We start from the raw sequence: 12,570 nt of genomic DNA, 5'->3' as shown, positions 1-12,570 counted from the left end.
CCGGCGGCCGTCGGTGTCTTCCGCCGACCGCGTCACGGCCGTACGGTGGGGCGGCCCGGAACCGGACGACGCGGTCCGGAGTACGGACACGCTGCCGCAGACGCGACCACGGTCGCCCTCCCATGTCAGGAGCACCGATGAACCGCAGGAGAATCCTTCAGGGCGCCGCGGTCGCGGCCACCGGGGCGCTGTTACCCGCCTCGGTCCGCGCCGTGGCCGCCCCCACGGCCGGGACGGACTACGCCCTGGCGCACTCGGCCCCGGCGTCCACCTCCAACTACACGGTGTCGGACCGGCCTTCCGTCTACCCGGTCGACTTCGTCGTCATCCATGTCGCCCAGGAGACGTTCACGGACACGGTGAACATCTTCAAGAACCCGGCCAAGCAGGTGTCCGCCCATTACGTGGTGCGCTCGGGAGACGGGTACGTCGCCCAGTGCGTGCGCGAGAAGGACGTCGCCTGGCACGCCGGGAACTGGGACTACAACACCCGCAGCATCGGTATCGAGCACGAGGGCTGGGTGGACCAGCCCTCGTTCTTCACCCACGCCATGTACGAGCAGTCGGCCAGGCTCACGGCGGACGTCTGCGACCGGCACGGTCTGCCCAAGGACCGCGCCCACATCATCGGCCACCACGAGGTCCCCGGCAGCGACCACACCGACCCGGGGGTGAACTGGGACTGGGTGCGCTACATACGCCTGGTGAACCTGCTCTGACGCCCTGATTGGCCGGGGGGCGTCGGGGGAAGGCGTCGCACATGCGCATGGATCACACGCAAGCGCCCGTACTGGACGCACTCGCCGCTTACCAGGACGCGAAGCAGCTCGGCTTCTCGCCGCCGGGGCACAAACACGCCCGGGGAGCCGCGCCGGAGGTGCGCGCCGTCCTCGGTGACGCGGTGTTCCTCGGCGATGTGCTGGCCAGTGGCGGCCTGGACGACCGCAGGACGCGGTCCGGAGTCCTTCAGCGGGCCGAGGACCTGATGGCGGACGCCGTCCACGCGGAGCACACCTTCTTCTCCACCTGCGGCAGCTCTCTCTCCGTCAAGGCCGCGATGCTCAGTGTGGCCTGGCACGGGGAGAAGCTCCTGATCGGCCGGGACGCGCACAAGTCGGTGGTGGCGGGGCTGATCCTGTCGGGGATCGAGCCGGTCTGGATCGACCCGCAGTGGGACGCCGGACGTCACCTCGCCCACCCGCCGTCGGCGGAAGCGTTCGAGAGGGCGTTCCAGGAGCACCCCGACGCCCGGGGCGCCCTGGTGACGAGCCCCACCCCGTACGGTTCCGCCGCCGACCTGGCCGCCATCGCCGAGGTGTGTCACCGACGTGGCCGTCCTCTGGTCGTCGACGAGGCGTGGGGAGCACATCTGCCCTTCCACCCCGACCTGCCGTCCTGGGCCATGGACGCGGGAGCGGACGTCTGCGTCACCAGCATCCACAAGATGGGAAGCGGCCTGGAGCAGGGGTCGGTGTTCCACCTCCAGGGCGACCTCGTCGACCATGACACGCTGGCCTCGCGCGCGGATCTGCTGGGCACCACGAGCCCCTCCGTGCTGCTGTACGCCGGGATCGACGGCTGGCGCCGCCAGATGGTGTCGGACGGCCGTGACCTGCTGGCCGAGGCGCTGGATCTCGCGTCCCGGGTGCGGCAGGAGATCGAGGACATCGACGGCATGCACGTCAACGACCGCGCCGACTTCTGCGGGCCCGGCACCGGGGCGGAGTTCGACCCGCTGCCGGTCGTCGTCGACATCACCGGTCTCGGGACGTCCGGGTTCCGGGCGGCCGACTGGCTGCGCGAGAACCACCACATCGACCTGCATCTGGTCGACCACCGCCGGATCAGCGCACAGCTCACCCACGCCGACGACGCGGAGACGGCCGGACGTCTCCTGACGGCCCTGCGCGACCTCGCCCGCACCGCGCACACGCTCGGCCCCGGCCCGGAGATGGTGATCCCCTCCCCCGCAGAGCTGCGGCAGCCCCAGGTGTGCCTGCCGCGCGACGCCTACTTCTCGGCCACCGAGGACGTCCCCGTCGAGGAGGCCGTGGGGCGGGTCGCCGCGGAGATGATGACCCCCTATCCGCCGGGCATCCCGGCGGTCCTGCCCGGCGAGCGGCTGACCGAGCCGGTCCTGGACTACCTGCGTACGGGCATCGAGGCCGGGATGAACGTCCCGGACCCCGCCGACCCCCTGCTGCGTACGGTCCGGGTCTGCGCCGACGGCGAAGGCCCCTGAGACCCGGTCACCGTCACGACCCCGGCGGCTCCTTCCCGCCGCCCTGGTCACCCCCCGGGGCATCACCGGCGGACCTCGAGCCGCCCGGCCCGGCCGCACCAGGGGTCTCCTGCGGGCGTTCGGCCGTGGCCTGCTCGGCCGCCGGCTTCACGGCTCCGCCCCGCAGACGTTCCAGGTCCGAGGCGCGCACCTGGACGACGAAGAGGGCGACCAGGGCGGCGACGACCGCGAAGACGACGGAGACGACGAAGGCGGTAGAGACCCCCGAGGCGAGCACCTGGTCACTCCACGGGGGCGGGAGCTGCCCGGTCCGGCGGAATCGCAGCTGTTGCGCCGGAGTCGCCTCGGACAGGAACCGGGGGATCTGGTCGGTGGCCTCGTTGCGGCTGGCCGTGCCGAACACGGTGACCAGGATCGACAGCCCGAGGGAACCGCCCACCTGCTGAGTGGCGTTGAGGACTCCGGACGCCGCGCCCGCCTCCCGGGGCGCCACGCCCGAGACGGCCATCAGGGTCAACGACACGAACTGCATGCCCATACCGGTTCCGAAGACCAGGATCGGCCCCAGGATGCTCCCGGCGTACGAGCTGTGGACATCGGTGCGCGAGAGCCACGCGAGTCCTCCCGCGACCAGGAGCGCACCCGTCACCATGAAGGGTTTCGGTCCCCACCTCGGCAGCAGCCGTGAGGCGAAGCCCGCGCTGACGGCGATGACCACACTCACGGGCAGGAAGGCGAGGCCTGCACGCAACGGGCTGAAGTCCAGGACGTTCTGCACGAACAGGGTGAGGAAGAAGAACATCCCGAACATCGCCGCGGCGAGGCTCAGCATCATCCCGTAGGCGCCGGCGCGATTGCGGTCACGGAACATCCGCAGGGGCGTGATGGGTTGCTTCGACCGGCGCTCCACCATGAGGAAGAGGGCGAGGAAGACCACGGACCCGGCGAAGGCCGCGACGGTCAATAGATCGCTCCAGCCGTCCTCGGACGCGCGGATGAACCCGTAGACCAGCAGCACCATGCCGAGCGTGGACGTGAGGGCGCCCAGGAGGTCGAAGTGTCCCGGGTGGCGTTCGGACTCTCGGATGTAGCGCGGCGTCGCCAGAGCGATCAGCAGTCCGATGGGCACGTTGACGAACAGGACCCAGCGCCAGTCGAGCCACTCCACGAGCAGCCCGCCCGCCAGCAGGCCGATCGCACTGCCGCCCGCCGACACGGCGGCGAACACCCCGAACGCCTTGTTCCGCTCGGGGCCTTCCCGGAAGTTGGTGGTGATCAGCGAGAGGGCCGTCGGGGACGCGATCGCGCCGCCGACTCCTTGGAGGGCCCGCGCCGCGAGCAACTGCCAGGATTCCTGGGAGAGTCCGCCGAGCAGTGAGGCGAACACGAAGAGCAGGACTCCGAAGATGAAGACTCTCCGGCGCCCGAGGATGTCCCCCAGCCGTCCGCCGAGCAGGAGCAGACCGCCGAACGTCAGGGTGTAGGCGTTGACCACCCAGGACAGGTTCTCGGTCGAGAACCCCAGGGCTCTCTGCATGTGCGGCAGGGCGATGTTCACGATGGTGACGTCGAGGACCACCATCAGCTGGCACGAGGCGATGACGAGCAGCGTCATACCCTTGCCGTGGCCCCGCTCCGGGCTTCCGGCGGTCTTCTGGGATGCCGCGTGGGATTCGGTCATGGCATGCACGCGATTCCGCGGATGAGGGGAAGGGTGTTTTTCCGCTCATCCGACGGTAGGTCCCGCCCGACCACCCCGCCAATCGATCAACGTGGGCCGGCGGAAGGACGGGACCGCGCGGTTCAGCCGAAGTTCACGTCACTGCACAGGAAGTACGTCTGGTCCATGTGCGAGGCCTGCCAGATCGTGTAGACGACATGGCGGCCGGTGTACCCCGACGTACTCACGGGGATCTCGTAGCTCGTACTGGGACCGTAACGTCCGGTCTCCGCCACCAGGTCGAGTGCGCCCCAGGTCAGGGGCTGAGCAGTGGGGTCGAAGCCCTGCTCGGTGACGTACACCCGGAAGTAGTCGGCGCCGTGGCTGGCCTGGTCCTCCAGCCTCACGGTGAAGTCGTCCGTGATGTCCGTGGCCTGCCAGGCGCCCACGGTGTCCAGCGCGTTGTACCGGCCGCCCTCGGTCCGGCCGCCGCTGCACAGCTGCCCGTCGGGGATCACTGCCGGGAAGTTGCCGGCGGACTCGTTGCGGTACAGGCCGTTCCAGTTCCACATGGCGTTCGGGTCGGCCTGCCATGCCTGCCAGCACATGGGGTCTTCCTGCGCCATGGCGGGGTTCTGGAAGTCGCTGCCCCAGCGGAGCCAGCAGCCGTAGTTGCGGGACGCGGGGTCGACGACCGAGCCGTGGGCCTCGGCCGTGCCCGTCCACGGGAGCAGACAGAGCACGGCGGCGACGAACAGACCGCTCAGCCGTGTCGTCCAGCCGCGTAAGTTGATGCGATCATGACAATTCATGCGCGATCTCCAACTCTCGGAGTGGGGGGAATCACCGGCGTGGGAGCGCTCCCGCGCCATCTGGGCTTTGCCCCCCTCACGCGCGTGTCAAACTTCCCGGCGCCGCGCGGCCCGACGGTCACCAGTAGTGCCGACGGCCTCCGATCGCGTGCCCCAGGGTGCCCAGGAGCCACAAGGCGGCCCCGATGACCAACAGAATGATGCCGATCGTCCACAGAAAGCCGATACCGGCCACCAGGCCGATGACGAGGAGGATCGCTCCAACAATGATCATGACTTCCTCCACCTGTACACCCTCAGCAATCCAAGGGTATTTACGAGGATAGTCCCGTTGTGCCCACGCGGCCCGGGATACTGTTCCCCCTGCGCCGGTGCCCGCGCGCCGGTTTCGGGGCGAGCGCCCGCCACACGGCACGGCCGTCGTCGCCGTGCGGTGTGGCGGAAGCGCCGCCACGACGGGACGGACATGCCGCTGTCGGCCGTCAGTCTCGCGGCAACAGGGTCCCCAGGGGGCCGAGGTCGAGGTTGAGGTCTTCCGGACGCACTCCGTGCTGCTCACACAGTTCGGCCATCCGCTGGTCGAGCAGCATGAGCGTGGTCCCGATCTCGTCGACCTGCTGGTCGGTGAGATCGCCTTGGTCGATACGGCGGATGGCCTGACGCTCCATCAGCTGACGCAGGAGCTCCACCACGGTCAGGACCAGGGCGACCAGATCCCGTCCGAGCTCTTCCCGGTCCACGTCGAGTCGGGAGGGCGTTGTCACAAGGGGCCTCCGTCCGCCCACGGTGCGGGGATGCGCTCGCTGACCGACGACAGCAGTGCGTGGAGCGAGAGCCGTACGAGCGGTACGTCCGCGATGGCGATCACCAGATCGCCGCTGACCACCACACCGGTCGCCAGGACCCGGTCGAGCAGATCGACCAGCGGCACCCCGATGGGGCCGGTGAGGGGCTCCGGGTTGTCCCAGGGGACGATGTCGCGGTCCATCGTCTACCCCTCGCCCACGAAGGAGTACGGCACCCAGGGGCCGGACAGTTCGACCTGCGCCCCGGTGCTCTCCTCGAGCGTGCGGGCCAGCCTGCCGAGTTCGTCCGTTCTGTCCTTCGCCACCAGATAGGTCGCGTTGAGGACCTGCACCCGGCGGTCCCCGGCGAGCTCGGGGGCGTGTGACCGCAGTCTGCGAGCCGCGGCGGCGACCTTCTGGAACTCCGCGTCCACCGTCTCGGCGGCACGGATCGCGGCGTCCTGCCGCTGCTCCCGTTCCGCCCGCAGCCCCCGCTTGCGTTCCAGGTAGGCGAGACCCGCTCCCGGAGCGGGACGGCTGGTCCGCTCGGCGGGACGACCGGTGATCACGGCCGGGCCGGAGGGAGGATCCGGTCTGTCCGCGCCTCCGGAACCGGTCGAATAGACCTTGACGCCCCACTCGGCGTGGTCCGCGGTCCGCTCCAGGGCTGCGCGAAAGCGCGCCGTCTCGGCGGCAAGCGCCGAACGGGCCCGCTGCTCGTCGTGGTAAAGGGTGGCCAGCGGCAAGGGCACCACGGGTCCGGCCACTGCGGCTGCCGAGACGACGTGGTGGTGCGCGCGCGCGTACCGCTCGAGTTGCTGTCGGTCTGACAGCCGGGCCTGCCAGGCTTCCTCGGTGAAATCCGCGGCCCGGACGGTCTGGACGACGGCGGTCAGCTCGCCGAACGGCAGAGTTCCTACGGCGTCACCGCCGGGGACCCCCGGCAGGCCCTCGACACCCACCGGGGTGCGTGTGCCGCAGACGGCGAAGACGTAGACGGCGTCGACGTCGGACGATGAAGGTTCGGCGCCCCGCTGCGTCATGTGGTTCGTCTCCCCTTCTCCATCAGGTCCGGTACGGCGTCCGTGTGCCTCTCCTCGAACACCGCCAGGCGCTCGCGCAGTTCACGGTTCTCGTCCTGGAGGGCATTGCGGGCGGCGTGGGAACTCAGCGCCGGGTCGGTCTCCCACCAGTCGATGCCGGCCTTCTTCGCCGTGTCGACGGACGCCACGAACAGGCGTAGCCGAATGGTGAGCAGCTCGATGTCGAGCAGGTCGATCTTGATGTCACCGGCGATGACGATGCCCTTGTCCAGGACACGTTCGAGGATGTCGGCGAGATTGGAGGCCGGCGGTCCGGGGACCGCGTGGGCGGGCTCCGTGAGGTAGGCCGAGTCAGCCACGGCCACGCCTCCTGCTGCTGCGGCGAGAACGAGGTTCGGGCTCTTCTTCCTCTTCCTCTTCCTCCGGCTCCTCCTCTTCCTCCTCCGGCTCTTCGTCCTCGTCCTCGTCCTCGTCCTCGTCCTCCTCCTCAGGCTCTTCCTCGTCCTCCTCCTCTTCTTCGTCCGGCTCCTCCTCGTCCTCCTCGCCCTCTTCGTCCTCCTCCTCTTCGTCGCCCTCAGGCTCCTCCTCGCCCTCCTCGTATTCCTCCTCGCCCTCCTCCGGCTGCTCTTCTTCGTCTGAGCCTTCCGAGTCCTCGGCCTCCTCCCTCTCCATCGCCTCTTCGTGCGTCACCACGACTTCTCCGTCGCGGATCTCGCCACGCCAGCCTTCGGGCTCGTCCTCGGTGAGGGTGACGTAGCGCTGGAAGTGCTTGAAGTCCAGTCGCATGCGCCGGCCCTGGGCTCGCCACAGATTGCCGGTCTTCTCGAAGAACCCCGACGGGTAGTACTCGACGACGAGCACGATCCGCGTCAGGCTCGGCGCCAGTTCGTGGAAGCTGACGACGCCCTTGGTACTACCTTTGGCGCCTTCGGACGTCCAGATGATCCGGTCGTCCGGGACCTGCTCCTGCACGGTGGCCTTGAAGCTGCGAGAGGAGAAAGCGATCTTGACCTTCCAGTCGCTCTCCATGTCGTCGCTCTTCGAGACATTGTTGACGCCCTTGGCGAACCCGCTGAACTGGTCGTACTGCGTCCAGTAGTCGTAGGCCACCCGCAAGGGCACGCCTACGTCGAGCACCTCGATGATGCTCGTGACCTTGGGGCCGCCGGGCTTGCGGCTTCCTCCGCCACCGCCGCCTCCGCCGCCTCCCCCGCCACCGCCTTCTTGCCCCCCGCCGACCGCATCCTTGGCTTTGCCCATGACGCTGTCCTTCAGCCCTTTCGTCTTCTCCGAGATGAAGGCTTTCGCCGGCGATTCCCCTTTGAGGAGACGGGAAGCGATCGCAGGCAGCTGGCCGCCGTTCTCCGCGACGTCCGTCAACTGGCCCGTCAAGTCGGTGAGTTTGCTACCAGCTTTCTCCGTCAGCTTCTCCACCTGCGCGCTGAGGAAATTGGACGCTTCCTCGCGCAGCCGGTCCATGCCCGACTCCGCCGCTTCCGGCTCGTCCTTCTCTGTCTTGGCCATGACTGACTACCTCCGGCGTTCGGAGCGCTTGGACGCTGCTCGCTTGGATGACGTCGACTTCTTGGCCGAAGAGGTCTTCTTGGCCGCGGACTTCTTTGTGGGGGCCGCCTTCTTCGCAGGGGCCTTCTTGGCAGGGGTTTTCTTCGCGGGGGCCTTCTTCGCGGGGGCCTTCTTCGCAGGGGCCTTCTTGGCGGGAGCCTTCTTGGCGGGAGCCTTCTTGGCGGGAGCCTTCTTGGCCGCCTGCTTCCGGGCCGCAGTCCTCTTCTCCGCAGGTGCCTTCTGCGCCGTCTTCTTGGCGGGGGCCTTCTTCGCGGGCGGTTTCTTGGCCGCGGCCTTCTCAGCCGCGCCCTTCTCGGCCGAGGGCGCCTTCTTCGCGGGTGACTTCCGTCCTCGCGCACCACGGTCTTCGGATTCGCCGGAGGGCTCCGAGCCCGAGCGCCGGCGTGACTCCGGCTTCTTCGGCTCCTCTTCCTCGTCCTCGTCCGGCTCCTCCTCGTCCTCGTCCTCTTCCTCGGGCTCTTCCTCGGGCCCCTCTTCCTCCTCGCCCTCTCCCTCCCCCTCCTCTTCCGGCTCTTCCTCCCCCTCAGGCTCGTCTTCCTCCTCGTACTCCTCGTCCTCGTCCTCCGACTCCTCGTCCTCGCCCTCCTCCGGCTCCTCTTCGTCCTCCTCGCCCCCGCCGGAGAGCCGGGCCGTACGGTCACTGAGGGCCTCGGCCAGTGAGTTCATGCCACGATCGGCCGCCGCGGTCAGCGCCTTGCGGCCGGTGTCGAGCACCTCGCCCTTCAGCTGCTCCTGCAAGGCGGCGAACTGCGGCATCTCCCCGAGCCTGCGCATTCCCTCGGCGGCGAGCTGACGCGGCTCCAGGCCGAACCGCCTGCCCGCCAGATAGGTCGCGAGGGTGAGGGCCATCCGACCTTTCTTGGTGCGGCCCAGCACGTATCCGCCGACCACCGCGGCCGCCAGCGTCACCTTGGTCTGATCTTCCATGAGTCCAGTCACCTTCGTTCGTTCGGTGCGGAGCGCCCGCGGGCAGCGGAGCGGAGCTGGGCGACGTGCAGCCTTTCGAGCAGCTCCTCCTCTTCCCGCTCGAACTCCTCCGCGCTGACGTTTCCACTCTCGAACTCCTGGTTGAGGGCGACGAGTTGCGCCCTGAGTGCGCCCGGGTCGTACAGCTCCCGGTCTGCGCAGTCGTTCACCTTCTCGGCCACCCACGCCACGCCTCTGACGGGCGCGAGGGGAAGCAGGAGGATGCCGCTGATCAGTCCCATGTCAGGCACCCGCCGCTGGTGTCCGTACGCGCTTCGGGGTGACGAAGCTGTAGCAGGGCAGCGGCCCGGCGATACGCAGCTCGACGTGCCCGCGATGCGAATCCGCGAGCTTCTGTGCCTCTGTCCTGAAGTGGTCGCCGGCGTGCCGGTCGACGAGGAAGGACACGTTCAGCGCGCACCCCTGGACCTCGGGCCCAGGCACGACCTCGCGGGCCAGCGGTGTGAGCGCGTGCAGGATCTTCTGTCCGGCCTCCGCCGCTCTGCGTGCGAGCGCGGCGGCGACGGCCTCGCCCAGCCGGACGTTCGCCTCGTAACCGGGGCGGCGGCGTACCTCGTCCCGCAGCCTCCGCACCTGCTTCTCCTCGGCGACGACGGCGGCGAGCGCGTCCTGCGACGGGAGGGCCTTGAGGTTGATCTCGACACCGTCGGAGAGGTGCCGTAGAGCGGCGAGGTGGCTCTTCCTCGCTCCAGTCAGCTCACCGCGCACCGTCTCCTCGTCCGGCGCCACCACCCCGAATCGCATGGGCAGCACCGGACGGGTGTCCGTGAGGCGTACGAGCAATTCCTGATGTGCCATCAGGTCCCGGCGTTTGGCCCGTAGTTGTGGCGGTGCTTCACTCACCACAGCGGCGACCGGGCCTTCGCTGAGCAGCCGCAGCGGAGCGGGCGGGGCGCCCACCCCTACGGCCTCGGACGGGAGCGGCCGGCCCGAGGGGATGATCGCGTAGACGTAGACTCCGCCGGCGGCCACGCCTCACGCCTCCACGCGGCGGCGCTTGGCAGCCGTGCCTTGGCGGGCCGGTGCCCGGCGCTTCCTGGGCCGTTCCTCCTGCTCGTCGGCGTCTTCGTCGGCCTCGTCACCGGCGCCGACGACGCTGCGGACGGTGTCACCGACGGACTCGGCGGCCTTGCGCACCTTCCGCTTGCCGACGGCCCTGGCGGCGCCCCCGCCGAACAGCTCGGGGACGGTCGTGCTGCGCGAGTCCTGCTCCAGGTCGAGGCGGTTGCACGCCTCGGCGAAACGCAGATAGGTGTCGACACTCGCCACCACGATGCGGGCGTCTATCTTGAGGATCTCGATGCCTACCAACGAAACCCGGATGAACACATCGATGACCATGCCCCGGTCGAGGATGAGTTCGAGAACGTCGTAGAGGGTGCCGGCCCTCGGAGCGCACGGGACGACTTCGTCGGCATACATGGTCGGGGTCATGGAGCGTCCTTCCGGAAGATGGGGCGACGGCAGGGATCACTCGTCGGCGGCGCCGCGCCGGTACCGGCGGACCCTGCTGTACTCCAGGAGCTCACCGTCCCCGTCCAGCTGCACCTCGTAGGACGCGAGGAGGCTGGTGGTGTCCGGGATACGCGGGACTTCGAGCACGTCCACCACGACATGCCAGCCGTCCTCGCCGCGCCGCACCGAGGAGACGCCCTCCGTGTGGTGGCCGATGAGCTTTTCCAGGCTCTGGCAGGCCGCACGGGCGGCGTGTTCGGGGCCTTGCCGGGACGGGCGGCGGGAGGGGGCCACCTTCTTCGCGTGCCCGGTGCGGGCGCGTGTTTTCTCTGCCATGGGATCCAGTCTGGTGACGGCTGGGTTCCGCGCATCTCGAGCGGACCCGACCGACCGCGGTGGGCGCCGCTCACCCCTTCGGCCCGTCGGCGGGACGCGATCGCCCTTCGCCGGGTGCACAGTCGTAGGCATGGCTGAGACACGTGACGAGAGCGGGGCCGGGGCCGGACACGAGCGCCCGCCGGGGGTCGGCGACACCACCGTGGAGGCCGTCGGCGCGTTGACGGAGGCGCTGGAGACGGTGGAGCGGGCCAGGGGCCACCTGTACGCGTTCCATCAACTGACGGGCCACGCCGACCTGGCGCTGGACCGGGCCGTGGAGCTCCTCCGCATGGCCGGGCACGCGGGCCAGGCGGACCTGGTGCAGCACGAGATCCTGGGCCGCAACGTCATTCCGGGCTGCTGGACCTATCAGGTCGTGGAGGCGTACAACTCGACCTACTACCAACCGTTCGTGGATGTGGAGGCCGGGGTGCGGCGGGATCTCGTGGCAGGGCGGCGGCATCTGTACGAGGCCGAGATGAAGGAGGCCCGGCGGACCCACGGGCACCCCGACCACACCTCCCGGCCCTGACGGTGGACTCCGTCACGGCGCTGCGGCGTATCGCTTTCCTGCTGGAGCGGGCACAGGCGGCCACGTACCGGGTGAAGGCGTTCCGCACGGCCGCGGCCGCCGTCGAGGAGATGGGCGACGGCGAGCTCGCGGACCGGGTGGCGCACGGTTCGCTGGAGGCGGTACGGGGGATCGGTCCGCGCACCGCGGAGGTGATCCGGGAAGCGGCGTCCGGGGCGACACCGCGGTACCTGGAGCGGCTGGAGCGGGAAGCGTCTACGCCGCTCGCCCAGGGGGGTGAGTCGTTGCTGGCCGCGCTGCGCGGTGACTGCCACACACACTCCGACTGGTCGGACGGGGGGAGCCCGATCGAGGAGATGGGCAGGGCGGCGGCGGAGCTCGGTCACGCGTGGACGGTTCTCACCGACCACTCCCCCCGGCTGACGGTCGCGAACGGGCTGTCGCCCGAGAGGCTGCGCCGTCAGCTGGACGTCGTGGCGGAGCTGAACGAGCGGTGGGCACCGTTCCGTCTGCTCACGGGGATCGAGTGCGACATCAACCTGGACGGGTCGCTGGACCAGGAACCCGAACTCCTGGAACGCCTTGACGTGGTCGTCGTCTCCGTCCACTCGAAGCTGCGCATGGACCGGGCGCAGATGACGAAACGACTGCTCGCCGCCGTGCGCGATCCGCACGCGGACATCCTCGGCCACTGCACCGGGCGGCTGGTGAGCGGGCGGGGGCGTCCGGAATCGCAGTTCGACGCGGACGAGGTGTTCGCCGCGTGCGCCCGGTCGGGGACCGCGGTGGAGATCAACTGCCGGCCCGAGCGGCTCGACCCGCCGCGCACGCTCATCCGACAGGCGCTCTCCGCCGGGGCTCTCTTCTCGATCGACACCGACGCGCACGCCCCGGGGCAGCTGGACTGGCAGGTCTACGGCTGTGCGCGGGCCGAGGAATGCGACGTCCCGGCGGAACGGGTCATCACCACATGGACCGCGGACCGGCTGCTGGCCTGGACCCGGGACAAGGCGGTGTCGTAGAGATTCGCTCCGAAGGGCCCGCTCCCGGCCACCGGCGTAGAGTCGGTCCCGATGCCTGTGTGGTTTCCGC

17 protein-coding genes are annotated in these 12,570 nt (G+C 69.6%); 4 read left to right on the top strand and 13 right to left on the bottom strand.

Annotated features, from left to right (window positions below):
* Positions 1–137 precede the first annotated feature (137 nt).
* Both SACTE_RS31885 and SACTE_RS31880 read left to right on the top strand, forming a co-directional pair.
* Complete coding sequence (locus SACTE_RS31885; RefSeq protein WP_014050149.1) at positions 138–719, top strand: N-acetylmuramoyl-L-alanine amidase; 582 nt, start codon at positions 138–140, stop codon at positions 717–719.
* Positions 720–760: 41 nt separating this feature from the next.
* The gene (locus SACTE_RS31880) at positions 761–2,242 is read left to right on the top strand and encodes an ornithine decarboxylase (protein ID WP_014050148.1); all 1,482 of its coding nucleotides are present in this window, start codon (positions 761–763) and stop codon (positions 2,240–2,242) included.
* A 13-nt stretch (positions 2,243–2,255) separates the two neighbouring features.
* Here SACTE_RS31880 and SACTE_RS31875 read toward each other — a convergent pair whose 3' ends face one another.
* From SACTE_RS31875 to SACTE_RS31820, 13 genes are all read right to left on the bottom strand, one after another.
* Positions 2,256–3,923 carry an MFS transporter gene (locus SACTE_RS31875; RefSeq protein ID WP_014050147.1) on the bottom strand — a complete coding sequence of 556 codons (1,668 nt, stop codon included), beginning with the start codon at positions 3,921–3,923 and terminating at the stop codon, positions 2,256–2,258.
* 122 nt (positions 3,924–4,045) lie between these two features.
* Entirely contained in the window at positions 4,046–4,714 is a 669-nt protein-coding gene (locus SACTE_RS31870; protein WP_014050146.1) for a lytic polysaccharide monooxygenase, read from the bottom strand.
* A gap of 118 nt (positions 4,715–4,832) precedes the next feature.
* A complete protein-coding gene (locus SACTE_RS34715; RefSeq protein WP_014050145.1) occupies positions 4,833–4,988 on the bottom strand; it encodes a DUF6131 family protein in 156 nt (51 codons plus the stop codon).
* A 208-nt stretch (positions 4,989–5,196) separates the two neighbouring features.
* On the bottom strand, positions 5,197–5,478 hold the full coding sequence (locus SACTE_RS31865) for a gas vesicle protein K (RefSeq protein ID WP_014050144.1): 282 nt from the start codon (positions 5,476–5,478) through the stop codon (positions 5,197–5,199).
* A complete protein-coding gene (locus SACTE_RS31860) occupies positions 5,475–5,702 on the bottom strand; it encodes a gas vesicle protein (protein ID WP_014050143.1) in 228 nt (75 codons plus the stop codon). The genes SACTE_RS31865 and SACTE_RS31860 overlap by 4 nt, the downstream gene beginning before the upstream one ends.
* A gap of 3 nt (positions 5,703–5,705) precedes the next feature.
* On the bottom strand, positions 5,706–6,542 hold the full coding sequence (locus tag SACTE_RS31855; RefSeq protein WP_014050142.1) for a GvpL/GvpF family gas vesicle protein: 837 nt from the start codon (positions 6,540–6,542) through the stop codon (positions 5,706–5,708).
* Positions 6,539–6,901 (bottom strand): gas vesicle protein, encoded by a 363-nt coding sequence (locus SACTE_RS31850; protein ID WP_014050141.1) that lies wholly within the window; start codon positions 6,899–6,901, stop codon positions 6,539–6,541. Before SACTE_RS31850 ends, SACTE_RS31855 begins: the two co-directional genes overlap by 4 nt.
* Entirely contained in the window at positions 6,894–8,066 is a 1,173-nt protein-coding gene (locus tag SACTE_RS31845) for an SRPBCC family protein (protein ID WP_014050140.1), read from the bottom strand. Before SACTE_RS31845 ends, SACTE_RS31850 begins: the two co-directional genes overlap by 8 nt.
* A gap of 6 nt (positions 8,067–8,072) precedes the next feature.
* Complete coding sequence (locus tag SACTE_RS31840; protein WP_014050139.1) at positions 8,073–9,053, bottom strand: histone H1-like repetitive region-containing protein; 981 nt, start codon at positions 9,051–9,053, stop codon at positions 8,073–8,075.
* An 8-nt stretch (positions 9,054–9,061) separates the two neighbouring features.
* Complete coding sequence (locus SACTE_RS31835; RefSeq protein ID WP_014050138.1) at positions 9,062–9,334, bottom strand: gas vesicle protein GvpG; 273 nt, start codon at positions 9,332–9,334, stop codon at positions 9,062–9,064.
* A gap of 1 nt (position 9,335) precedes the next feature.
* Complete coding sequence (locus SACTE_RS31830; RefSeq protein ID WP_014050137.1) at positions 9,336–10,085, bottom strand: GvpL/GvpF family gas vesicle protein; 750 nt, start codon at positions 10,083–10,085, stop codon at positions 9,336–9,338.
* Between the two features lie 3 nt (positions 10,086–10,088).
* Positions 10,089–10,547 carry a gas vesicle protein GvpJ gene (gvpJ, locus tag SACTE_RS31825; RefSeq protein ID WP_014050136.1) on the bottom strand — a complete coding sequence of 153 codons (459 nt, stop codon included), beginning with the start codon at positions 10,545–10,547 and terminating at the stop codon, positions 10,089–10,091.
* A gap of 36 nt (positions 10,548–10,583) precedes the next feature.
* Positions 10,584–10,904, bottom strand: a complete 321-nt coding sequence (locus SACTE_RS31820) for a gas vesicle protein (protein ID WP_014050135.1) — start codon at positions 10,902–10,904, stop codon at positions 10,584–10,586.
* Positions 10,905–11,034: 130 nt separating this feature from the next.
* Between SACTE_RS31820 and SACTE_RS31815 the strand changes: the two genes are divergently transcribed.
* The gene (locus tag SACTE_RS31815; RefSeq protein ID WP_014050134.1) at positions 11,035–11,478 is read left to right on the top strand and encodes a hypothetical protein; all 444 of its coding nucleotides are present in this window, start codon (positions 11,035–11,037) and stop codon (positions 11,476–11,478) included.
* Between the two features lie 2 nt (positions 11,479–11,480).
* Complete coding sequence (locus tag SACTE_RS31810; RefSeq protein ID WP_014050133.1) at positions 11,481–12,500, top strand: PHP domain-containing protein; 1,020 nt, start codon at positions 11,481–11,483, stop codon at positions 12,498–12,500.
* The last annotated feature ends 70 nt before the right edge of the window (positions 12,501–12,570 follow it).

It is taken from the genome of Streptomyces sp. SirexAA-E, from assembly GCF_000177195.2.
GTDB lineage: Bacteria > Actinomycetota > Actinomycetes > Streptomycetales > Streptomycetaceae > Streptomyces > Streptomyces flavovirens.
This window is presented reverse-complemented; position numbering and strand designations above follow the sequence as displayed.

What these genes read in the sequence shown, in the direction of transcription:
- SACTE_RS31855 (WP_014050142.1), bottom strand. Translation starts at nt 6,542, where the DNA reads ATGACGCAGCGGGGCGCCGAACCTTCATCGTCCGACGTCGACGCCGTC.
- gvpJ (WP_014050136.1), bottom strand. Translation starts at nt 10,547, where the DNA reads ATGACCCCGACCATGTATGCCGACGAAGTCGTCCCGTGCGCTCCGAGG.
- SACTE_RS31845 (WP_014050140.1), bottom strand. Translation starts at nt 8,066, where the DNA reads ATGGCCAAGACAGAGAAGGACGAGCCGGAAGCGGCGGAGTCGGGCATG.
- SACTE_RS31840 (WP_014050139.1), bottom strand. Translation starts at nt 9,053, where the DNA reads ATGGAAGATCAGACCAAGGTGACGCTGGCGGCCGCGGTGGTCGGCGGA.
- SACTE_RS31885 (WP_014050149.1), top strand. Translation starts at nt 138, where the DNA reads ATGAACCGCAGGAGAATCCTTCAGGGCGCCGCGGTCGCGGCCACCGGG.
- SACTE_RS31815 (WP_014050134.1), top strand. Translation starts at nt 11,035, where the DNA reads ATGGCTGAGACACGTGACGAGAGCGGGGCCGGGGCCGGACACGAGCGC.
- SACTE_RS31870 (WP_014050146.1), bottom strand. Translation starts at nt 4,714, where the DNA reads ATGAATTGTCATGATCGCATCAACTTACGCGGCTGGACGACACGGCTG.
- SACTE_RS34715 (WP_014050145.1), bottom strand. Translation starts at nt 4,988, where the DNA reads ATGATCATTGTTGGAGCGATCCTCCTCGTCATCGGCCTGGTGGCCGGT.
- SACTE_RS31875 (WP_014050147.1), bottom strand. Translation starts at nt 3,923, where the DNA reads ATGACCGAATCCCACGCGGCATCCCAGAAGACCGCCGGAAGCCCGGAG.
- SACTE_RS31835 (WP_014050138.1), bottom strand. Translation starts at nt 9,334, where the DNA reads ATGGGACTGATCAGCGGCATCCTCCTGCTTCCCCTCGCGCCCGTCAGA.
- SACTE_RS31860 (WP_014050143.1), bottom strand. Translation starts at nt 5,702, where the DNA reads ATGGACCGCGACATCGTCCCCTGGGACAACCCGGAGCCCCTCACCGGC.
- SACTE_RS31820 (WP_014050135.1), bottom strand. Translation starts at nt 10,904, where the DNA reads ATGGCAGAGAAAACACGCGCCCGCACCGGGCACGCGAAGAAGGTGGCC.
- SACTE_RS31880 (WP_014050148.1), top strand. Translation starts at nt 761, where the DNA reads ATGCGCATGGATCACACGCAAGCGCCCGTACTGGACGCACTCGCCGCT.